Source organism: Polystyrenella longa, assembly GCF_007750395.1.
GTDB classification, from domain to species: domain Bacteria; phylum Planctomycetota; class Planctomycetia; order Planctomycetales; family Planctomycetaceae; genus Polystyrenella; species Polystyrenella longa.
Window position 1 is genome coordinate 1,358,880 of sequence record NZ_CP036281.1, and the last position, 21,031, is coordinate 1,379,910.

Annotated in this window: 17 protein-coding genes; 8 read left to right on the forward strand and 9 right to left on the reverse strand. The window is 51.1% G+C overall.

What is annotated here, in order from left to right; genetic code table 11:
* The first annotated feature begins 169 nt into the window (after positions 1-169).
* Entirely contained in the window at positions 170-1,468 is a 1,299-nt protein-coding gene (locus Pla110_RS05145; RefSeq protein WP_144993903.1) for a PP2C family protein-serine/threonine phosphatase, read from the forward strand.
* A gap of 722 nt (positions 1,469-2,190) precedes the next feature.
* Positions 2,191-3,624, forward strand: a complete 1,434-nt coding sequence (locus Pla110_RS05150) for an MFS transporter (protein ID WP_144993905.1) — start codon at positions 2,191-2,193, stop codon at positions 3,622-3,624.
* A gap of 454 nt (positions 3,625-4,078) precedes the next feature.
* Here Pla110_RS05150 and Pla110_RS05155 read toward each other — a convergent pair whose 3' ends face one another.
* Positions 4,079-4,672, reverse strand: coding sequence for a hypothetical protein (locus Pla110_RS05155; protein ID WP_231742920.1), 594 nt, complete (start codon positions 4,670-4,672; stop codon positions 4,079-4,081).
* A gap of 391 nt (positions 4,673-5,063) precedes the next feature.
* A complete protein-coding gene (locus Pla110_RS22535) occupies positions 5,064-5,567 on the reverse strand; it encodes a hypothetical protein (protein WP_197440516.1) in 504 nt (167 codons plus the stop codon).
* On the opposite strand from Pla110_RS22535, the gene Pla110_RS05165 reads away from it, so the two are divergent.
* Positions 5,566-7,158, forward strand: a complete 1,593-nt coding sequence (locus Pla110_RS05165) for a DUF6798 domain-containing protein (RefSeq protein ID WP_144993909.1) — start codon at positions 5,566-5,568, stop codon at positions 7,156-7,158. The genes Pla110_RS22535 and Pla110_RS05165 overlap by 2 nt on opposite strands.
* Positions 7,159-7,256: 98 nt before the next feature.
* On the opposite strand, the gene Pla110_RS05170 is transcribed toward Pla110_RS05165, so the two are convergent.
* From Pla110_RS05170 to Pla110_RS05200, 7 genes are all read right to left on the reverse strand, one after another.
* Positions 7,257-8,015, reverse strand: a complete 759-nt coding sequence (locus Pla110_RS05170) for a YkgJ family cysteine cluster protein (protein WP_144993911.1) — start codon at positions 8,013-8,015, stop codon at positions 7,257-7,259.
* Positions 8,016-8,180: 165 nt separating this feature from the next.
* The gene (locus Pla110_RS05175; protein WP_144993913.1) at positions 8,181-9,491 is read right to left on the reverse strand and encodes an aminotransferase-like domain-containing protein; all 1,311 of its coding nucleotides are present in this window, start codon (positions 9,489-9,491) and stop codon (positions 8,181-8,183) included.
* Positions 9,492-9,672: 181 nt separating this feature from the next.
* Positions 9,673-10,926: an aminotransferase class V-fold PLP-dependent enzyme gene (locus Pla110_RS05180; protein ID WP_144993915.1), complete on the reverse strand. Its 1,254-nt coding sequence runs from the start codon at positions 10,924-10,926 to the stop codon at positions 9,673-9,675.
* Between the two features lie 183 nt (positions 10,927-11,109).
* The gene (locus Pla110_RS05185; RefSeq protein ID WP_144993917.1) at positions 11,110-11,544 is read right to left on the reverse strand and encodes a SufE family protein; all 435 of its coding nucleotides are present in this window, start codon (positions 11,542-11,544) and stop codon (positions 11,110-11,112) included.
* Positions 11,545-11,703: 159 nt separating this feature from the next.
* Positions 11,704-12,930 carry an Mrp/NBP35 family ATP-binding protein gene (locus Pla110_RS05190; protein WP_231742921.1) on the reverse strand — a complete coding sequence of 409 codons (1,227 nt, stop codon included), beginning with the start codon at positions 12,928-12,930 and terminating at the stop codon, positions 11,704-11,706.
* A 133-nt stretch (positions 12,931-13,063) separates the two neighbouring features.
* Complete coding sequence (locus Pla110_RS05195) at positions 13,064-13,447, reverse strand: hypothetical protein (RefSeq protein WP_144993919.1); 384 nt, start codon at positions 13,445-13,447, stop codon at positions 13,064-13,066.
* Positions 13,448-13,594: 147 nt separating this feature from the next.
* On the reverse strand, positions 13,595-14,152 hold the full coding sequence (locus Pla110_RS05200; RefSeq protein ID WP_144993921.1) for an inorganic diphosphatase: 558 nt from the start codon (positions 14,150-14,152) through the stop codon (positions 13,595-13,597).
* Positions 14,153-14,823: 671 nt separating this feature from the next.
* On the opposite strand from Pla110_RS05200, the gene Pla110_RS05205 reads away from it, so the two are divergent.
* From Pla110_RS05205 to Pla110_RS05225, 5 genes are all read left to right on the forward strand, one after another.
* Positions 14,824-15,723 (forward strand): ThuA domain-containing protein, encoded by a 900-nt coding sequence (locus Pla110_RS05205; RefSeq protein WP_144993923.1) that lies wholly within the window; start codon positions 14,824-14,826, stop codon positions 15,721-15,723.
* A gap of 321 nt (positions 15,724-16,044) precedes the next feature.
* Positions 16,045-16,827, forward strand: a complete 783-nt coding sequence (locus tag Pla110_RS05210) for a diacylglycerol/polyprenol kinase family protein (RefSeq protein WP_144993925.1) — start codon at positions 16,045-16,047, stop codon at positions 16,825-16,827.
* A gap of 329 nt (positions 16,828-17,156) precedes the next feature.
* A complete protein-coding gene (locus tag Pla110_RS05215; protein ID WP_144993927.1) occupies positions 17,157-18,104 on the forward strand; it encodes an ABC transporter ATP-binding protein in 948 nt (315 codons plus the stop codon).
* 2 nt (positions 18,105-18,106) lie between these two features.
* Positions 18,107-19,528, forward strand: a complete 1,422-nt coding sequence (locus tag Pla110_RS05220; RefSeq protein ID WP_144993929.1) for an ABC transporter permease — start codon at positions 18,107-18,109, stop codon at positions 19,526-19,528.
* Positions 19,529-19,714: 186 nt separating this feature from the next.
* Positions 19,715-20,974, forward strand: coding sequence for a Gfo/Idh/MocA family protein (locus tag Pla110_RS05225; protein ID WP_144993931.1), 1,260 nt, complete (start codon positions 19,715-19,717; stop codon positions 20,972-20,974).
* Positions 20,975-21,031: the final 57 nt, after the last annotated feature.

The window sequence follows — 21,031 nt, forward strand, 5'->3', positions numbered from 1 at the left end:
AAAAAGTGCCCGCATCCCTGTTCTGTGCCCGATTGGGCTCAGTATCGGTGAGAATTTCCCCTGTTCAGAATATGCTCGATCCTGCGCTGTTGAATGTCGACGTCGCTTCACTCCTCAATCATCAATCCTGTTTGCTGAACACACTACTCCACCTTTAAGGGATGGAACCATGTCGACGTTATCTGAAAATATCCTCGGAGGAGGAACCTGGCAGGAACGGTTAAATCAAATTGTCGCCACCATGCAGGAGATGTCCAAGCACACCGATCCGCAGGAGATGGTACAGGCCTATTCACGCCGAATCCGAGAGATGTCCCCGGGAAATCGGATCATTTCTCTCAGTCGTCGAGACCTGGATGAGCCTTGGTTCCGGGTGACCCGCTACAGCGAATGGACACAGGACGTAAACCCCTGGCATGAAGTCGACTCGCTTCCCATGTACGATCGGGGACTGTTTTCAGAACTGATCTACGGCAACGCGCCTAAAATTATTGACGATCTCGTGCTTGAGCCTAACGATCCTGCGTATCAGTATCTTGAAGGTCAAGGTTCGTTGATCGCCGTTCCTCAGTTTGAAAACGGTAATGCACTCAACATGACGGTCTTCGCTCGTGAGGGTACAGATCGGTTCGATCCTGAACAACTTCCCGAGTTTGTCTGGGTCAGCAATCTATTCGGGCGGGCGACCAGTAACCTGGTGATGGCGAAACAGCTTAGCGAAGCCTACGCGCAAGTCGATTTCGAATTAAAACGAGTTGCTGAAATTCAGCATTCTCTGCTTCCCGCTTCGCTGCCTGAGATATCCAATCTCAAATTGGCCGCTCATTACGAAACGTCTCAGCGGGCAGGGGGAGATTACTACGACTTCTTCCCACTGCCGAATGACAAGTGGGGGATCCTGATCGCTGATGTGAGCGGTCATGGTACGCCTGCTGCCGTTATGATGGCAGTGCTGCACAGTATCGCCCATAGTTACGACCATGAAGACAGTCGGCATGCTGCTCCGTTCCTTGATTTCGTTAACAAAAAATTGTGCCAGCGTTATACCGAAGACTCAGGTACTTTTGTGACTGCGTTCTATGCGATTTACGATCCTCATACCTACCGCCTGACGTACAGCTCAGCCGGACACAACCCTCCGCGTCTGCGGCACTGTGACAATGAAATCGTAGAAGCGCTCGATCAGGCGCAGAGCCTGCCTTTAGGGGTCATCGAGCATGCGGAATATCATGATGCCCGTAAGATTTTGAAGCCGAATGACCGGATCATCTTCTATACCGATGGCATTGTCGAAGCGGGCAACCACAATGGAGTTCTCTTCGGAGAAGATCGCCTCGACAGCGTGCTTGCCAAATGTAAGCAGGACCCGCAGGAGATCATCACCGACTTGCTGGAGAAGTTGAAAAGCTTCACCAGTGATATGCCCCCCCTGGACGACCGGACGCTACTAACAGCGAGAGTACTTTAGAAGTCACTTCGAATTATACAATCTATCTAAAACCTCTGTTCGAAAAACTCGAACAGAGGTTTTTTCTTTTGGACACCATGAAGATCAGGAGAAGTTAAACTCCAGGTCGCACTTATCTTCACCAGTTCTGCCCGTTCAATTTGCAGACAAATTCGCTCCCTTTTACGATTCCAGAGCTTCTCGAAACTGAGAACCAATTTTGTTACGAAAATCTGAGACCAATTCAGGGTAATCAAAACGGACCAAATTCTCGTACAAACGCTTTCGGAAATCTTTTTGAATTGGACCGATTTTTATTGACGATTGCACGGATTTCTGGCACCGACTGCCAACCTCTTAATCGGAATAGCTGCGAATTCTCTCTGCGTTCGAATCGATGATGCCGGCGCTATCGCGATGATCCAAGTATAGGGAACGTCTTTAAAACCAGATGTTTGCCGTTCAAACACCGGTGCAGAAAAGACTGTCATTCAAGCGTGTGTTGATACGAATCGAGTTTTCCGATCTCATCGGAAAATCAAACAGTCTTCATCATCTGTTTACGACCATTCACTATCTTGCCTTCGGTTTGGTTGAGCGACTCCTTCCAAGACTCTTCGCTCCTGGGACTGAATTCTGTTCGCTGGCTGGCACATCGTTTGCGATACCGTTTCTGCGGAGGGATAGCGCCATGACCACCTTGCTCGCACCTATGATAAAACTAACCCCCGAAAGGACCATGTATGCCCGTTCAACGAGTCACCGCAGGAGGGTTGACTGATGTTGCTGAACAGACAAATGTAACTATTTCAAAGCGTCGATCAGCATTTTTGATCTACGCGAGCTCGGCCGTGTTAGGTTGTTCCATCGCCCTGTTTGGGGCCTTGTCGACATGGATTCAGTCAGACTTGGAACTCAGCCAGTCCGAAGCCGGATTTACTCAGGCAGTCTTCTTTTGTGGTCATCTAAGTGGTGCGCTCCTGTTGGCGATGACCCTTTCCCGCTGGGCGTTAAGCCGAAACTGGTTATTGGCAGTCAGCTGTACCATGTTGGGAAGTTTTCTGTGCGGTAGTCCCAGTTATGCTTTGATTCTGGCAGGAAGGTTCCTCGCCGGTCTTGGATTGTCGAGCACGATCATTATTTCAACTCGCTGTTTAACAGAACTGTTTCCCAATGCCTCTTCGCGTGCTCTTAATTTATTGCACGCTTTGATTGCGGCAACGGCCGCACTCACGTTCATGACAGCCCGCCAACTGGCGGAAGTAGTCGACAGTTGGGAATGTAGTTTCCTGATCACCGGGCTTCTTGCTGTTGTCCCCGTTACCATGGCGGTCATTATGCCGCTTCGGCTTGCGGACAAATCAAACAATTCAAACGAGGATGACCTCGCTGACAAAGAGGGAGGCCTTACTCAGAATCTCGCCCAGAGCCGCTGGCTTGGTGCGGATGTTCTCGTACTGTTACCGATCGTCATTGGTTACGTTGCCGTGGAGCAATCATTCTCGCTCTTCCTGCCAGCCTCACTCGAAACTCGTTTCGGCTTGAGTGCCACTGCTGCCGCGAATGTGGGAGCTATTTTCTGGTTTGGTATTATTGCGGGTCGAGTTGGCTCTTCCTTTATCTCGAACAAGATCGACGACAAAAAACAACTCTTCTGGGGAGCTCTCCTCATGGGTGGTTGTCTGCTCAGCTCTTTACGGGTTGAGTCGCCGCTGATGATGCAGGCACTCGTCTTTCTGGGAGGAGTCATGGGAGGGCCGCTGGTTCCGCTTGGCTTCGCGACGACCTCCAAACTGGCTGGTTCCAATGCCGCCAAGGCTCTCATTGCCTGTCAGCTCTCTTGCTGCTGTGGTGGGATGACTGGCCCCTTCGGTGTTGGTGTTTTGGCCGACAAGTTCGGTCTGGTCACCTCGCTCTCTGTCTATTGCGTGTTGATCATGGTGGCCGTACTGCCGCTCTTGCTGTTGACCGCCTGGAGTCGTCTTACCTGGGAAAGTCTGCGAATATTGTTGGCTCCTCTCATCAGTCCGGAGCAACCTCACGGTTACGAGCCAATCCGAGAATCACGAGATCGTCGTCACGATCCCCGTGTGGAGCCATCCACGCTCTCGTCGCATCTGGTCAACCATCCTCATCTGGATGAAGACTATACACCCTCGACAGCGACAAAATGCTGAACTGACGAGCGAAAGTGATCTGGCAAAAATAACGGAGTTCTTCCTGCAGATAGATTCACCCAGATCCTCAACCGAGTTTCAGACCAAGTTTCAAGCTTGCTACAACTGCGTCGAAGCTGAGGAAAACAGACCTGTTCCATTTTCAGGGGACAGGTCTGTTTTAGTTTGTCCTATGTAGTATCAGGACAGGGGAGTGCGATCTGAGCCACTGGATCCGTGCGGTGAGCATTGCTCGCGAAGATAAGTCAGGCAGTGTCTGAATTACTGAATGAATTCAGAACTATTTTTGAAACACAAAGTCACCAAGACACCATTAAATCCTTCGTGTAACTCCTTCGTGACTTCGAGACTTGGTGTTGAGAGAAATCTACGATCACATCAGCCAAGTAGGTCAGGTACTACCTGACTCTCACTAATAGCATGTCGGAATCTCCGGGCAATTACTGGTAGACATCTACTCCGGAAGCAAGCCCCGCTCGCGGAGTTCCTGCAGATTACCGCTGGCACTTTCCATCACGCGTTCAGTGGTGTACTTGAGGACGGCGAAGTTAGAGAGACCGGCGGGGGCACTCAGGATGGCAACACGGTCTTCCTCTTCTTTGTCGAGCTTCTGATTGATTCGGTCGACCACTTCTTCCACCTGATCGCTAACGATCTCTTCGGAACCGACCTGATTCGTCAGTTTTAGATTCGAAAAGGCGGCGGACCGGGTCATGAGAAACTGGATGAATTCTTCCTCAAGATCATTCTCGAAGAAATTCTCGAATTGGGGATGGGCCGTGTAGGGGGTGATGATTTTGGGACGGGATATTTTGACTTCTCCTCGCGCCAATTTGACGAGGCTCCCCGGTTTATCGTCGCCCGTTACTAGATAATAGGGCAAGTCGGAATCACCAAAGGTGAACAGGGTGTACGGTACAGATCGCTCAATCCGGACCGAGTCCCACAGTTCTTTAAATTTTCGCTCCTGTTTGAACGGATCAAATTCCATAATATCGCAATTGCCTGGGAGACTGGGTCGTTGGGTGACCGAGGTTTTATAAATCATGTTGAAACAGCTCTCTCCATCTTAGAAGAGAAGGGATCCCGTTATCCAGTCTTGATTGAGAAAATGTACTTTGCGTTCACTTTCGTTTGGGGAAAACGAGAGAAAGCAGGCGAAATGAGTCGGACCGAAACGGAAAAAGCGGTTCCCACGACTAAGAAAGGGAGGGGGTAGCCTTGACATTGTCGGCGATTCGTCAAGAATCTGCATTCTCCATTTTTTCAGAAATTCATGAAAGCAGATCGGAGAGTGCAACTGGTCCGTCGAATTACGATAGGATGGTATTGCACCTGATCTCTTTCCTTTTCACATCTGCTCGAATTTGAATCCGGTTACTGGCTGAGAACTCTCGGCTAATTGGCGGAATGCATTCGAGCAGACATCGACCTTCATCTTAATTTGCCCCGATTAGGGCAACGAAGATACCACAGGAAAACAACACCATGAGTGGCCCCATCGTCCGGACTGGCACGACCCCTAAATTCTGGAAGAACTGGGACAATGTTTTTGGTGAAGAAACCGCCAAAGAAGGTTCCAGCAAAAAGTCTTCGAAGAGCAAGAAAAAAGCCACAGCAGGAGGCAGCACTGCCACCGCTAAGACTTCCAAAAAGAAAGCTAAAGCGGCCGTAAAGAAGACTGCAAAAAAGACAGCCAAGAAAACGGCCCTAAAGCCAGCTGTGAAAAAGAAAGCAGCTCCTAAGAAGTCCGCTCCCAAAAAGACAGCAGCGAAGAAAACATCGCCTAAAAAAACAGCGCCCAAGAAAAAGGCAGCGAAGAAAACAGCCCGAAAGAAAAAATAGACGTTTGGCTCCTCTGATTCTCTGAAAGAATTCTCGGAGTCAAGTTTCTCGGAGATTAATGGCCGAGAGACTTCGATCACGGAAAGCGAGTCTTGCATGACAGCGGCATCTCACAATCGACCAGTTCGAATCGATGCCGGATTGCAGAGCGCCTTGCTGATTCTTTTAATTTGGATCAGCTTGCTGGGGTATTCATTTGTAAGTGCCCCTCTTCCGGCGGCGAATGAACCCCATTATCTGACTAAGGCGTATCACTACTGGAACCCGTCTTGGTGCAACGAAGATCTCTTCCTGGAATCGGCCAACGCACATCTGGTCTTTTATCAGACCTTCGGGCTGTTGACGGTACTCTTTCCTTTTCCCGTTGCGGCGGTTATTGGACGCTCCCTTGCGCTGTTGCTGTTCGCCGTGGGGTGGGGGTTCTGCATGCGACCCATTCTGCCCCATCGTTGGGGACCGTTGCCTGCCGTCTGGTTATTCCTGGCGATCAGTTCGATTGGTAACTTCTCCGGTGAATGGACCATCGGAGGAGTGGAGTCCAAAGTCCTCGCTTACGGGTTTCTATTATTCAGCCTGGGGCATCTCTTTCGGGCAGAATATTGCCGCGGAGGCGTGCATGCCGGCCTCGCGATTGCCTTTCATCCAGTCGTCGGGGGGTGGGCTGTGGTTGCGATGGCGGGTGCGCTGCTCTGGGGCTACCTGAGTGGTTTGATCACCCTTCCGATGAAGAGGCTCTGCTGGGCTACGGTGTTGATGTTGATTGCCTCCGCACCGGGATTGATTCCCGCTCTTTTGCTGGTCGGTGGTGGGGTTCCCGAAGCCGATTATCTGCAAGTGTATGTACGACTGGGGCATCATCTCGATCCGATGCAGTTCCCACCGTTCGCCTGGTTGTACTACATCGCACTGATTCTCGTTTGGCTCGGCGGACGCATTACGTTGCGACCCATTGCAGCCGAGGTACTGTTTACCCGATTTGTCGCAATGACAGTCTTGATTGCGACCGTAGGTTTGATCGTCGGTTATCGAACTGGCCCGGTTGAAGAGATGTGGTTCGGGTCATTGCGTACTGGTTTGCTGAAGTTCTACTTTTTCCGGATGGCTGACGTCTTTATTCCAATAGGGGCTTCGGTCACAGTGACGCGGTTGCTCTGGCAATGGTATGCGGGCATCAATGCGACGTGTTTGCAATTTCCCTCTAGCATGCGGCAGGGTATAGTCATTCTGCTGCTGGTGGGAGTGATTGTGTTGCCTTATACCAAAGCGGGACATAATCCTAGTCGGATGAAACCTTGGCGAAAACGCGACTGGGTTGAAGCCTGCGAGTGGATTAAAGCCAATACATCGGAAGACGCGCTCTTTATGACGCCCCGACATGCGTGGGCCTTTACCTGGTTCTCTGACCGAAGCGAGTACTTTGCTTATAAAAACATGCCTCAGGATGCTGTCAGTCTGCTCGAATGGAGTGAACGACATGAATACCAGCGGGACTGGTTGAACCGCTCGTTTATAGAAGGGACATCGCCCGAGCGAAAACGTGTTTGGAAAGCGGGACCGGAGGCCGTAACAGAACTTCGCTCACGTACCTCGGCCACACATTGCATCCTACATAACTCCCTGACTTTGCCCGGCACCCCCGCGTATCGTAATCGCAGCTACAGCGTGTATTCGCTCGATGAAAAGCAGTAACTGCTCAAAGCGGTCAATTGAGAACTTACTACTATTTATTGAAATACGCAGTAAGCCGAAATACTCTCGGCGAAGTCTCCAGCAGCTAATTCCCACGATCAAGCGGCGCGTTTAGAAGGAGTCTCGGACTCGGCTGCCGCAGGAAACTTGATGATCGTCGGGAAGAGTTCTTCGTCGAGCGTTTTTTCCCCGTGCATGACTCGTTCGGAATAAACGATCTTCAGGAAGTCGGGAAAGATGTTCCACGGTCCTGGTTTTCGGTTCCAGAGCTGGGCGATTTTGTGAAAGAAACGCATCTCATACGCTGCAATCGTCAGGTGCTCCATTGTAGTCACCGGATCGAAATCAGCAGGTTCCCAGGGACGAGGGCATAAATTGTAAGCCTGGTTCTCGTCTTCATTAAGTTGATTAGGGACCTGAACGATTTCGACCACGTCACCCGTATTGTCAAACCGGGTTGGAAAGACACGGCAAGCCGATGGTCGAGAGTTGTAGATTCCGCAACGTGCCACTCCCAGAGGGTGCTCTTCGTCAGGGGCACCTTCCCGGAGGAACTGACATTTTGTCGTTCGTGGGATGAATGTGCTTTCCGATTGGATCAAGCCGATCACAAACGGTGTTTTGGGTTCGTCCTGAAAGTGAAAATGGGGAGCGTATTTCTGCGCAATTGACCCGTGGGGATCTTCCCAGCGACAAGCGAACTCCCAGAAGCTCTTTTTCAGGTCTCGTTCAAGTTTCCAGATATCAGCGCCAGTCAGTGGAATCACGAACGTTCGGCAACACCCACCATGGCACGAGTCACACGGAGTTTCATCCGACTGACCGAGGATGGGTAATTCTGTTCCGGCTGTTTCCATAGCTGTAACCAAGATGAGACCATAAAGAGGAGAAGTCGCTCATCTCTGTTATCGGTATAACCGGTACAGTTTCTATAAACGTTTCAATCGGTGACTTAGAATTGGCTGTTCGAGAATCTTCGATTGTTGTTAACTCTTTGTTTTTAAATGAGTTAGCGAAATGATTTATTTGAGGGAATGTCGGATTGAATTCGCCAATCGGGCGATTCCGAGCCGGATTCCGTCCGGGTTCAAAACACCGAAGCTGAGCCGCATCTGGTTTTTCCGTTCGGCATGGGGATAGCAAAGCTGACCCGGAACGTACATCACTTTCTCCACATTCGTGGCGTATGCGAACAGCTCTGAGTTGAATCCTGTTTCCAGTTTTTCAGGAACCGACAACCAGACATACAGCCCGCCATGAGGGACAAACCAACTGACTTCCTGCTGTAGATCGGAGAATTCTTCGGCGAGGGCGGCGAGCATGGCATCTCTCTTTTTCTGGTAATTTTCACAGACTTCAAAGACATGATCCTCATACCAGCCTCGCTCCAGAACGGTGGCGATCAGATTCTGGTTGAAGTGGGACGAACCGAAGTCCTCATTTCCTTTGCGGTCGATCACCGGTTGTACGAGCGACTTGGGAAGAACGCCGAAACCGGTACGAAAACCAGGGGCAAAGCTTTTCGAGAACGTTTGCGCCAAGACTACTTGAGAATGAGTGGGGTCACAGCTCCACAAACTGGGGAGTTTCGGTCCGTCGTACCGCAGTTCCCGGTAGGCGGCATCTTCGAGCAGGACGATTTGGTGGTCGGTCGAGTATTTGGTTACCAAATCGACAATTGGTTGACGACGATCCGCGTCGACGGAGACTCCAGTTGGGTTCTCGTAGTAACTGACTAGATACAGCATTTTGACGCGGGAGAGTATCCCTTCCTGCTTCAGTTGCTCCAGTTGAGCTTCCAGCGCATCGACTTTGATTCCACCTTCATCCCCCTCGACCGTAATGACCTCTGCGCCTACGCCTGCGAGGACACCCAGAAAGACGAAGTAAGTTGGAGCAGCAACCAGACAGATATCGCCGGGATCAAAAAGGACGTCAGCGAGAATCGCCAGCAATTGCTGAGAACCTGTCGTCAGGACAAGCTGGTTGCGATCAATGCCGAGTTCTTCGACAGTGGTTTCTTCCAACTTCGCCAAGTGCTTGATCAATTGATCTCGCAATCGATCTGAACCTGCCGTGGTGCCGTACTGGAGGTATTTACGAGCGGTCTGGGGATCATCCAGCAGTTCTGCATAGGCTTTGCGGCTTAGCTCGACAGGCAATGTCTCAAAATCGACAAACCCGGCTGCTAATGAGAGGCAGTCAGGGTTTTCGATGCCTTGGGCCATTAGATAGGAAATGGCCTGATCCTGCGACCATTCGCGACGCTGGCTGAAACTCGGAGCAGGTGAACTTGGAGCAGGTGAAAGAGTCTCATTATCTGCAGTCCCCATGAGGGCGTCCTTAGCTAGTGGTCACAATTATTCGAATCGCTTTGGTCTTCGTGACGATGTGGTATTCGCAGTGATGTAGTCTTCGCAACGATGTGGTTGCAGTACTGAGACTGCAGTGAAGTGATGCTGCGATCATTGTTTCTTTTTCGTCACTACGGAGCGATGAGTGAGGGGCCCGTTGTTATCGATTCAGTCGTAATCTTTCGCGGGTGAAGTGCAGGGCGGCGATCAACGCGTCGACTTCTTCGCGTGTATTGTACATTGCGAAACTGGCTCGTACGGAAGCGGTGATATTCAGGACGTTGTGAAGGGGCATTGTGCAATGATGGCCATGTCGAACAAAGACACCCTTCCGGTTCAACAGTTGAGCAATGTCTTCCGGGTGCGCCCCCTCCATGGTGAAGCTGAAGATGGCGCCTCGTTCCTTCAATCCAGGTCCGTAGATTTTAATTCCCGGTACTGTTTGCAACTGCTCCCAGGCATAGGCGGACAACTCTTGCTCGTGACGCTGAAGATTTTCCCAACCCAGATCGTTGACATAATTGATGGCTTTCCCGAGGCTGATCGCCTGAGCAATGGGAATCGTACCTGCTTCGAACTTCGCCGGAAGTCCGGCCCAGGTAGAGTGATCGAGATGGACTTCGCTGATCATATGCCCGCCACCTAGAAGAGGGGGCATTTCTTCCAGCAGGTTTTCTCGACCGTACAAAATTCCGACGCCCGTGGAACCGAAGATTTTATGACCTGAAAAAGCGAGGAAATCGATATCGAGTGCCTGAACGTCGATTGGGCCATGCGGGACGTATTGAGCTGCATCGACGACGAATTTCGCCCCTACCGTTTTGGCCGCTTTTGAGAGGACTTCCAGTGGGTTGATTGTGCCAAGCATGTTGGACATGGCCGTAACCGAGAGCACCTTTGTCCGCTCGTTCAGAAATTCGGGCAGACGTCCCAAGTCGAGTTGGCCATCTTCAGTCAGGGGGAGATAACGTAATTTTGCCCCTGTTTCCTGAGCGATCATCTGCCAGGGAACGATGTTGGCGTGATGCTCCATTTCATTGAGCAAAACTTCGTCACCCTCTTTGAGGAATTTGCGACCCCAGGCCTGCGCGACGACATTCAGAGACATCGTTGTTCCTGAAGTGAAGACGATCTCGTTGGTGGAATTCGCGTTCAGGAATTCGCGGACCGTTTCGCGGGAGGTTTCCAGTTCCTCGTCGACCTTTGCCCCGAATTCATAAACCCCACGGTAGGCATTGGCGTAGTACTGGGAGTAGACTTCGCGCTCTTTGTCGAGCACGATCGTCGGTTTCTGGGCTGAGGCGGCGCTGTCCAGAAAAACAACCTGCTGGCCGTTCTCCAGTTTCTGGGACAGAATTGGAAAGTCGCTACGGACCTGGTTGATGTTCCATTCAGTCGCCATCGTGGGAGCCATGATATTTACCTGAAGAAGTTAGTCGCTGCTGAAAAAAAGAGGTCACCTTGAAGGGGATATGAATCCAATCATTACCAATCAGCCTGTTTATTACCTTAGAGAGAATATCTCCCTCCCGGGTTCGGTCAGGATTCTTCGCTTAGCTGCACGTCGTTTAGATTTCTTCGCTCAACTGCTCAATGATCAGGATTCTTCGCTTAGCTGCTCAATCGCCAGTTGTCTGATCCGTTTTACCATACCAAACAAACCATTCCGGCGGGCGGGGCTCAGGTGGCGGGTCAGGCCGAGCTTGGCAAAAATCTCTTCCACGTCCGTTTTGATCACCTCTTCGGGAGGTCGATTGGAATAGATGGCGAGAATGACACCGATTAATCCCTTCACGATCATCGCGTCACTATCCGCCTGAATTGCCATGACGGGTGGCTGTTGCTCTTTATTGAGCTCTGCCGTTAGCCAGACCATCGATTGGCAGCCGTGGACTCGATTCTCCTCCGTTTTCTCTTCGACGGGAAAATCGGGAAGTTCAAAGCCGAGGTCAATCAGGTAATCACACCGCGCTTCCCAGTCGGAGAGATCCTCAAAGTCTTCGTAGATTTCTTCCAACGTGACGGTCGACACCAGTTACCTCAAATAATTCAGAATTATGCACAAATAATGCTTCTACTGACTCTCAACAGAAGTCCTGCTTATATTTTAGTCTCTAAGCGGGGTGGAACCAACCGGTGACCCCCGTCGACTTGCCCATTTCGATGACCGATGTGGTGATCTTTAAACAACCTAGAGAATCTCCAACTGTGGCATATCGGGCTCGTCCTGCAGGTTGCGGACAATTTCCATGGCGATGTTTTCGGTAATGCGGAGCAGACTGTCGCGCACAGGGGAATCGTCATCAAACAGAGAGCTGATGCTTCCGGCGTCACCTTTGATGCGGAAGGTTGCGTCTATCGGAATTTCACCGAGAAACGGAACTTTCATTTCTGCAGCTCGTTTTTCAACGCCGCCTTGACCGAAGATTTCACCGCTCATGTTTTCAACCATGCCGAGGACTGGAATCTTCACCTGGTTAAACATGCTGATCGCCTTCACCGCGTCGAGCAGAGCCACCTGTTGGGGCGTGCAGACAACCACGGCGCCCGCCAGTCCCAGCATCTGTGACAGCGTCAGGGAAACATCTCCCGTTCCGGGGGGCATGTCGATGATGAGGTAATCCAGATCGCCCCATTCTGTTTGCTGGACGAACTGAGTCAGGATTTTGTGCAACATGGGGCCACGCCAGATGACCGCTTGTTCTTCTTCGATCATAAAACCGATCGACATCAGTTTGAGGCCATCGGCGTCCAAAGGTTCGATTCGCTGAATCGTCTGACCTTCTGAGGTCGTGTATTCCAGGACGCCCGGTTGTCCTTTCACTCCCGCCATGTGGGGAATACTGGGACCGTAAACATCGGCGTCGAGCAGGCCAACTTTGGCGCCCAGATGTTTCAGACCGAAGGCAAGCGAAGCGGCGACCGTGCTTTTGCCGACGCCTCCTTTACCACTACCGACGGCGATGACGTTCTTCGCCCGCAGGCCAATCCGGGCACCACTTTTTTTGCCTCGAACGACCACGTTGAATTTCACCTCGACCGATTCGACTTCGGGGTAGGCTGTTTTGATTTTGTCGGTGATCAGGGACTTCAATTGTTCCCGCTGTGGATAAGCGGGAGTGGGAAGTTCGACCACAACCTGAACAGTCTTGTTTTCCAGGACAACCTGCTGAATCATTTTCAGCTTGCCGAGGGGGCTTTCAAGGATCGGGTCGGGGATTTGCTTTACCAGATTTTGAATGTCGGATTCATTCATGATTGCCATCAGGCCTTTGATTGCGATATCGACGAAGATGCGTGGCGAAACGCATCGGAGAGTAATGCTTCCCAAACAGAGAGCGACATGGCGTCGGTCTTCCGTCAGGGCCAGGGTGTTTCCAATCGGATTCCTCACGTCAGGTGAGGGGGGAGGGAGCAAAAATGTTCACTGTCCAATGGGTTCAGAAATTCGATAAGAAACCATCTTCTAGCACTCTTCCACGGGAACCACAAGCGCGGGCCAGCAGGGGAAGCGAGTTCCCCTCCATTATCGACGAAAGAGAGCAGTTTTGCTATGCCGCCGCTGTTTTCCAGTAGCGATGACAGAGTTTTATCCCTCGCGATAATGGGATTTGTGGGTCCAGTACTGCCAGTATCTGAAACTCATACAGGACCCATTTGATCGACCGTAAACCGGGAGGGACTAGCACCACGACCGCTAAATTGGCGTGTTTCTGTTGTAGAGTGAGTAGTTGGCGGATTTGTTCGCCCGAATCTGTTCGGAGAACGGTCCACAATAGTGCATGGTCTTTCGGATGAACGCGGTGGGAACTCAGTTCCAGATCGTCGATAGCGTGCAGTTCGACCAAGTTCCCATCCAGTTCCCGGTGAAATCCAGGGTACCAGAAAGGTTCTGGTTCATGAACGAGTAGTTTCTGTCGAGATTTAACGGCCAACGTGTGAATCCTAGGTCCGCATCGTCTAAGCAGTGACCGCGGCAATCCCTATTGATTACCGGTCCGGTTGATCATTGCGCGAGAAACAAAATCCACTGGAAACCGTGATTTCCAGTGGATAGTGAAGTTCAGAATGTCAGCAACGTCTTAGTGGCGTTGGTACGGTTGGAAACCGCGTCGTCGCTGGTCACTGTATCGTTGCAGCGCGCTTTCGATCACGCCGAAGCTCGCTTCCGCCGGCTGGAAGTCGTCTACTTCGACCGATTTACCTTCCAGCGTTTTGTAATCCTGGAAGAAACGTCGCAGCATATTCAGGCGGTGTTTGGGGAGGTCGGACGATTGAACGAACTCGTTGAAAGACGGGTCGTTGATGGCGACGGCGAGAATTTTGTGGTCTTTCTTGCCGCTGTCGATCATGGTCATCAAGCCGATTGCCCGAGCCTGAAGGATGGTGAGTGGATCGACCGGTTCCTGACAGAGCACCAGCACGTCGAGGGGGTCATCGTCTTCCGCCAGAGTCTGTGGAATGAAACCGTAATTCGCCGGATAGTGGACCGAGGAATAAAGGATGCGGTCCATTTTCAACAGGCCAGTCTCTTTGTCGAGTTCGTACTTGACGCTGGAGCCGGTCGGAATTTCGATGACAGCCGTAAATTCAGTAGGAAGTCGTTCACCCGGGGTAACATCGTGCCAGGCATGGGTCATCTTTAAAAACCTTATTCTTTTCAGCTGAGGAACAGATAGATCGAGTTAGTCTTCTGAATTTCTGCAAGTGGTCAAGCCGCTCAGGCAGTTAGTCATTTGAATAACCCTTTTAGTTTATGGTGAAGCATAAAAACCATCGGGGGAAGTCGGTTCCTTGCCTTAACCGGATATTCTCAACCACGGGAACGCAATTGGTGGAGTAACCTTTACTACTGTAACGCAGCAACTTCCCATGGCCCACTTACTTTTTCTAAACAGGTCGAATTTTTACTTACAAGGAAGAAAACGACGAAAGAAACGACCCGGCTCGCGTGAAACAGACTGAGGCAGTACTTTAGATGCCATGTCCCCATTCTTCAGCGAGGCTCGGATCTAACATAGGAAAGCCGATTTTCAGAGGGAACAGCAGCGGCGTCAGAAAAACAGAGAAAAGCCGAACTCTTGCTGTCGGGACTTAGCCGGTAGTGGGCATCCTCCGGGGAAAGGCACGATCTTCGGCCTGTTTCGGGTTGCAAGAGGATCGGTCACCCTTCATTCTGTATAGATACAGTGAGATTCTCATCGTGGCCCGATTGGGCACCTGATGAGAGCGCTCTCCTGCAGTCCTTATTCAGAAACGGCGTTCTGAATTCAACACCATATTGAGACACATTAAGAAAGGCATGATGGCCATGATGCGGAAATTCCTGCTTCAGTCCCTCGGTTCCCTCGCAGTATTACTGATTGTTGGTGGATTATCTTTCACGCAAACTTCGCAGGCGATGGCTGCTCAGAAACAACCTCATATCGTATTTGTGACGGGAGATCATGAGTATCGATCCGAAATTACCATGCCGATGATCGCCAAGTTGCTCGAAAAGAATTACGGTTTCAAAACGACCGTCCTGTATGCGATTAACAAACAAACGGGAAAGATTGATGTTCAGGAAGAAGAGAACATCCCCGGTTTGGAAGTCCTCAAAGATGCCGACCTGGCTGTGGTCTTTCTTCGTTGGCGTCGTCTGCCTGAGAACCAACTGAAGATGCTGGTCGATTATGCCCAGTCGGGAAAACCGATGGTGGGGTTAAGGACATCAACACATCCGCTCAATTATCCGGAAGGTCATCCACTCCAGAAATGGAACAGTGATTTTCCAACGAAATTCTTCGGTCAGAAATGGATCACCCACCACGGACACGATGCTAGTACCGACGTACATCCCATTCTAAGCCAGACCACTAATCCCATCTTGAGTGGGATCCGTCCCTTTCATGCTCGGTCCTGGTTGTATCATGTCACTCCGCTGGAGGGGGAATGCACTCCTCTATTGGAAGGAACAGCCTATGACTCCAACAAGGTAGGCAATGAGAAGGAATATCCACTTACTCAGCCCGTCGCCTGGACGAAGAACAACAATGGTGGCAAAGTCTTTTTCACCACGCTCGGTCACCCACAGGACTTCGAAATCGATTCGATGCGTCGCGTGCTGGTGAATGGCATCTTCTGGGGCCTTGGCAAAGAGATTCCCTCAGAAGGAACCAACGTCGACCTGGAAGAACCGTTCATTGCTCCAGAGTCGAATGAACTCTGAGAAGAGTAGTTCAGCACGAAACTGAACGAATCGGTGTACAATCAAAAAGCCTTCCCATCTCGAAGATGGGAAGGCTTTTTTCGTTTATTTACTCAGCGATTGGTTGAACATGCCGCTGGTTGAGTCGAAGCCTGAATTTACTGGTTAATTTAGGCAGACTTTATCGATTCGGAACTTCTATTTTTCCAAATCATACCGACTCGAAGTTTTTGGCAAACAATGTGGACCAAATCGCTTATAATGGTCGATGGAGATCTTCAGTCGTAAACCTGTTCTGCAGGGACGGGGGAAATCCATTTACTTCTAGGGGATGAAAACGCGATGGCTGCTCCTTCGCATGCCAACTTTCAAGTTCGATATGGGACGGATGAGGCAACTCAGGCGGCCTCAAGATCGCTGGCCCATTCAGAGATAAATCGGGGAGCAGTGATCACCCGGGAAGCAGGGATGAGTGAGATTGCTCACCCGGTGGGACTGGATGCAACTGAACTGCGACGACGTTGGTGGCATATCTCACCAGGTGTTTTGGCAGTGCTGCTCTGGTTCTTTCCTCATCGGGATCCTATCTCTCCGACGTTGTACGGAATCTTTATGTTTGCGGCCGTTCTGTTGGCTCTAAACATCTTTTTCCGCTATCGGAAAATCGCCCGACAGGGTGATACGAGTGATCGGCTTGATGCTGTAGCAGGTTACGCCTGTTCGGTACTGTCGATGGTGCTCTGTTTTCCAGCAGACATTGAACTGGCCCTGGTGGTGTTGGCAGTCCTTGCCTTTGGCGATGGTTCGGCAACACTCGTGGGGAAACTGGTGCAGGGCCCACGGCTCCCCTGGAATCAGGAGAAAAGCTGGTCCGGGTTTCTGGCGTTTGTGCTGGTCGGCGGATCGATGGCCACGTTGATGTATTGGAGTGAGACCCAGAATCCAGAGGCGATTTTTCTCAAACCAGTTACGACTTTGCAAATTCTAATGTGTGGATTTCTGCCGGCGATCGCGGGAGCGATGGTCGAATCGATGCGATCCCATATTAATGACAATATTCGTGTCGGACTGGCGGCGGGCATCACCGTCGGTTTGATTCAGTGGATGACGCTTGGTATAAGCTGAGATTGTTTGAATCAAAGCGAATATACTAAATCAAAACAAATAATTGAGATCGGGCAACGAATACAGGCTCTGTCTCTCTATAGGTAGTTTCAAAACCCTTCGATGGGTCACATTTACACAGTATTTGTAGAGTTTAAGACAGCCACAACCGGGTTTTGAAATGGGCTCTACAGGATGGAACAAGACTTCGGCGGTCTTTTCTGACTGACGATGCTAAACAGCACATTTAATTCGAGACTCAATTACCTCGTTTCTCATCCTGAATGAAGTTGTTCCTTCCGTTTTTCTTACCCACCCTACAACCTCCCTGGCGCTGACGAGAGAGTTTCATGGCAGTTCTGGAAGTTTCTGAACTAAGAAAGAGCTTCGAAGATCTCGTCGCCGTTGATGGTGTCAGCTTTGAAGTTAACGCGGGGGAAGTCTTTGGCCTGCTGGGGCCAAACGGTGCCGGTAAATCAACTACCATGATGATGATCGCCGGTCTGGTACGCCCGGACAGTGGCGAAATTCTCCTGGAAGGGAATCAATTCACTGCCGAGAAGCGTGAACTGCGACATCTGATCGGTGTGGTCCCGCAGGATCTCGCCATTTACGAGGATATGACGGCCCTCGAAAACCTGATGTTCTTCGGTTCGCTGTATGGCGTTCGAGGGCAGGAGCTCAAAGACCGCATCGAAGATACCCTGCAGCGAATCGGCCTGGTTGACCGGGCACACGATCGCGCGGAGACGTTTTCAGGCGGAATGAAACGTCGATTGAATTTCGGAGCGGCATTACTTCATAAACCCCATCTGCTGATTCTGGACGAACCGACCGTCGGAGTCGATCCCCAGTCCCGTTCGCATTTGCTCGACTGCATTCGCAATCTGAACAAAGAAGGGGTGGCGATCATTTATGCCTCGCACTACATGGAAGAGGTCGAAGCGATTTGTGATCGGGTGGCGATTATCGACCACGGACAACGAATTGCTTATGACCATATCTCGGCCTTGTTGAGCAAAGTCAGTGCAGATCTGAAGTTGAAAATCTCTCCACCGCAAAATGGATTGATGGAACGTCTCAAAGGAAGAGCTTCTTTGGAAACGACGGCGCTCAATGAAAATATGCTCGTCATTAGCCGGCTACCCGAGCAGCGAAACGAAGATTTGCGTGCGGAACTGAGCGACGTACTCAATGAGATTGAGAAGTCGAATGTCGAACTACGGGGCATCGATACCGAAGAACCAAGCCTCGAAAAACTATTCCTCGATTTGACCGGCAAGAGCTTGCGAGATTGACCATGGGCGGTTGGAATATCACCAAAAAAGATTTGCTGCTGCTTTGCCGCGACGGGCGCGCGCTGGCGGTCTTGCTGTTGTTGCCGATGTTGTTCATCGGTCTCATCGGGATGTCCGTCGGCCCTCTGTTCGCTACGGGTGACGAAGAGAAAAACAAATTTCCCATCGCGGTTCTCGATCAGGTTGATCATGAATTTGACCTGCAGGACCTGCGCCGGTTCGATCCCCCCAGTTTTGGATTTGAGAATTATGAAGAGTTGATGGAACTGGAGCCCGAGCTGGACCCGGTGACATTAGAAGAGGCCGAAGCCTCTGGTTATGCCGACGCTGAAGAGGAACTGGAGCGGCAACAGAAGAATTCACGGATGTTGACTGAGCACATTATCAACAAGATTGAAGTTGATCGTGGATTCAAGGTAACCCGATTGAAGTCGGCCGCCGAAGCGGAAGAGTGGCAGCAGGAGAACGTGGGAAACGTTCTTGTCGTCTTTGGTGAAGAGTTCTGGACCCGGGTCGAAACATTAGAGAGTGCGGACCTTTTTCAGCTCGATCAGGGCCGAATGAAATCGGGGCTTTCCTCGCTCGATATCTATCTGGAATCGCGCAGCAGCAATGCAACACGAGACTCGATTGTACACGAGATGATCCGCGTGAAAGTGTTAGAAGTCATTTCACCGTACGTCATGTGCGAAACGGAAAGTCACTTTCGTTCCATGGCAGACAAGTCGGTCTGTGAACCGTACGAGTTAAACGGCGTGTTGCCACCGCTGGACGCCCCCGCTCCGGTGCAGAAAGATCCAACGAAGGCACAACTGAACGAAGCGTACATCTTTATCGTACCGGGTTTCACGGTGATGTTCGTGTTCTTTCTGGTCAACATTATGGCACGTTCTTTCCTGCAGGAGAAACATCAGGGAACGTTACGGCGGTTGCAGATGGCTCCGCTGCGACCCGCTTCGGTCATGGTGGGGAAGACAGTTCCCTTCCTGTTGATCTCGCTGGCACAGACTATCCTGCTCTTTCTGTTCGGACGGTTTACTTTCGGGATGAGCTGGGGGACAGAACCGCTATTGCTGTTGCCCGTGATTTTCTTTACTTCGCTGGCGGCGACTGGCCTGGGTCTGGTAATTGCCTTGATCGTCAAAACGGATTCGCAGGTTTCTTCTTATTCGAACCTGATCGTCATCATGATGGCGGGCGTCTCCGGGTGCATCATTCCACCTGAATGGATGAATTCCCAGCTACTGCGGAACACCAGTCTGGCGACACCCCATTACTGGTCTCTCAACGCCTTTGGTGAAATCCTGAAAGCGGAGACTCCTAGCCTTAGTATTGTGGCGGAGTCCTGCGGCGTCTTAATCGCTTTCTCGGTCTTCTTCTTCGTGCTGGGTTCCGTACTGTGGCGACAGAAGCTGGCAACGTAGTTGAGCGAATATGTGCACCAATCCGATTTGCATCTACCAATCTGATTATTAGTGCCCGCTTGGCTGATATCCGTCGAGCGAAAACTTCCCTGGCTACCTTCGCATCTGGTTTCTGCGTGCGCGAGGATTGTGTAAACTATTGTTCTGAATTAATTCCAGACAATAGTTTGAAGAAACACAATTCTTATGAGCGACACTCCTCTACGTTATGGCATCATTGGTGGCGGTTTCATTACGGGCTTTCAGCTTAAGTCGATGCTGCAAGTCCGTGGTTTGACGATCAGCGGTATTACGTCGCGACGACGTCCCGAAACGCTGTCGGAATTTATTAAACAAAACGATCTCGGACCCGGGACGATTTACGACAGCATTGAAGAGATGTTGCCGCATGTTGATGTCGTTGCCATCTTCGGGCCGAACTTCACCCGCGTTGAAACAGTTGAACGGATTGTGAATTCGATTCAGGCTGGTACTTCGATCAAAGCGATCATCTGTGAGAAACCCCTCGGTCGCAATCTGCAGGAAGCACGCAAGGTGATCGAACTGGCCGAGTCGGTTGATTTACAAACGATCTATTTCGAAAACCAGTTGCACATGGGTTCGATCCAGGCGGTCCGCGATCAACTCGCTCCGGTGATTGAAACGATGGGGCCTCCCGTACTGACGCGTTCCTCAGAAGAACATGCCGGCCCGCACAGCGCCTGGTTCTGGACTCCTTCCCTGCAGGGCGGGGGAGTCATGTCCGACATGGGCTGCCATTGCCTGGCGGTTGGCTGGTACACATTGACGCCTCCCGGTAAGCCGGTTGATTTTCTCAAACCGGTTTCGGTTCAGGCCGATCTGTCTCTTCTTAAGTGGGGACAACCCCGCTGGCGGGAGCAGTTGAAAGAAAAGTTCGATGTCGACTTCAGTAAAACTCCCGCGGAGGATTTTGCGACAGGGATCGTCACCTACGAAAACCCGGAAACAGGGCAGCGGGTGAAAAGTCAGTTCACGGTCTCCTGGATGTATGACAAGCAGGGATTGCGGCTGGCACTGGATGGACTGGGGGCCAGTTACGCGTTTGAGATGAATACGCTCCGCTCACCTCTCGAAATTTTCATCGGCGATGAGGCTGCTGCCAGTCTGTCCGATGCGGAAACTGCCTTGGAGAAATCAACTGCGACTCGTGGGCTACTGGCCGTGCAGCCCAATGAACCCGACCTCTATGGGTATAATACTGAAAACGAAGATGCGATCCGGGCGATTCGGACGGGGGCGAAACCTTTGCTCGATTGGAACTACGGTTTACAGATCGTCCGACTGACCATGGCCGCCTATCTCTCTGCCGAACGGGGGCAGGTGGTTGACTTGACCGACCCGGCTACAAATGCAGAGTTGGAAACTTATGTCCCGCTTATTCAGCAGGGGAGAGGGGCTGAAGTTCTTTACGTCCCTGAAGGTTAAGGGGACAGGAGCGAAATGTCCGATTTATTTCAGTCACAGGTTCGCTCGTTTTGCCTC

Excerpts from the sequence above, each read along its gene's own strand:
- Pla110_RS05145 (WP_144993903.1), top strand. The coding sequence starts at position 170 with ATGTCGACGTTATCTGAAAATATCCTCGGAGGAGGAACCTGGCAGGAA.
- Pla110_RS05150 (WP_144993905.1), top strand. The coding sequence starts at position 2,191 with ATGCCCGTTCAACGAGTCACCGCAGGAGGGTTGACTGATGTTGCTGAA.
- Pla110_RS05155 (WP_231742920.1), bottom strand. The coding sequence starts at position 4,672 with ATGATTTATAAAACCTCGGTCACCCAACGACCCAGTCTCCCAGGCAAT.
- Pla110_RS05165 (WP_144993909.1), top strand. The coding sequence starts at position 5,566 with ATGACAGCGGCATCTCACAATCGACCAGTTCGAATCGATGCCGGATTG.
- Pla110_RS22535 (WP_197440516.1), bottom strand. The coding sequence starts at position 5,567 with ATGCAAGACTCGCTTTCCGTGATCGAAGTCTCTCGGCCATTAATCTCC.
- Pla110_RS05170 (WP_144993911.1), bottom strand. The coding sequence starts at position 8,015 with ATGGAAACAGCCGGAACAGAATTACCCATCCTCGGTCAGTCGGATGAA.
- Pla110_RS05175 (WP_144993913.1), bottom strand. The coding sequence starts at position 9,491 with ATGGGGACTGCAGATAATGAGACTCTTTCACCTGCTCCAAGTTCACCT.
- Pla110_RS05180 (WP_144993915.1), bottom strand. The coding sequence starts at position 10,926 with ATGGCTCCCACGATGGCGACTGAATGGAACATCAACCAGGTCCGTAGC.
- Pla110_RS05200 (WP_144993921.1), bottom strand. The coding sequence starts at position 14,152 with ATGACCCATGCCTGGCACGATGTTACCCCGGGTGAACGACTTCCTACT.
- Pla110_RS05205 (WP_144993923.1), top strand. The coding sequence starts at position 14,824 with ATGATGCGGAAATTCCTGCTTCAGTCCCTCGGTTCCCTCGCAGTATTA.
- Pla110_RS05210 (WP_144993925.1), top strand. The coding sequence starts at position 16,045 with ATGGCTGCTCCTTCGCATGCCAACTTTCAAGTTCGATATGGGACGGAT.
- Pla110_RS05215 (WP_144993927.1), top strand. The coding sequence starts at position 17,157 with ATGGCAGTTCTGGAAGTTTCTGAACTAAGAAAGAGCTTCGAAGATCTC.
- Pla110_RS05220 (WP_144993929.1), top strand. The coding sequence starts at position 18,107 with ATGGGCGGTTGGAATATCACCAAAAAAGATTTGCTGCTGCTTTGCCGC.
- Pla110_RS05225 (WP_144993931.1), top strand. The coding sequence starts at position 19,715 with ATGAGCGACACTCCTCTACGTTATGGCATCATTGGTGGCGGTTTCATT.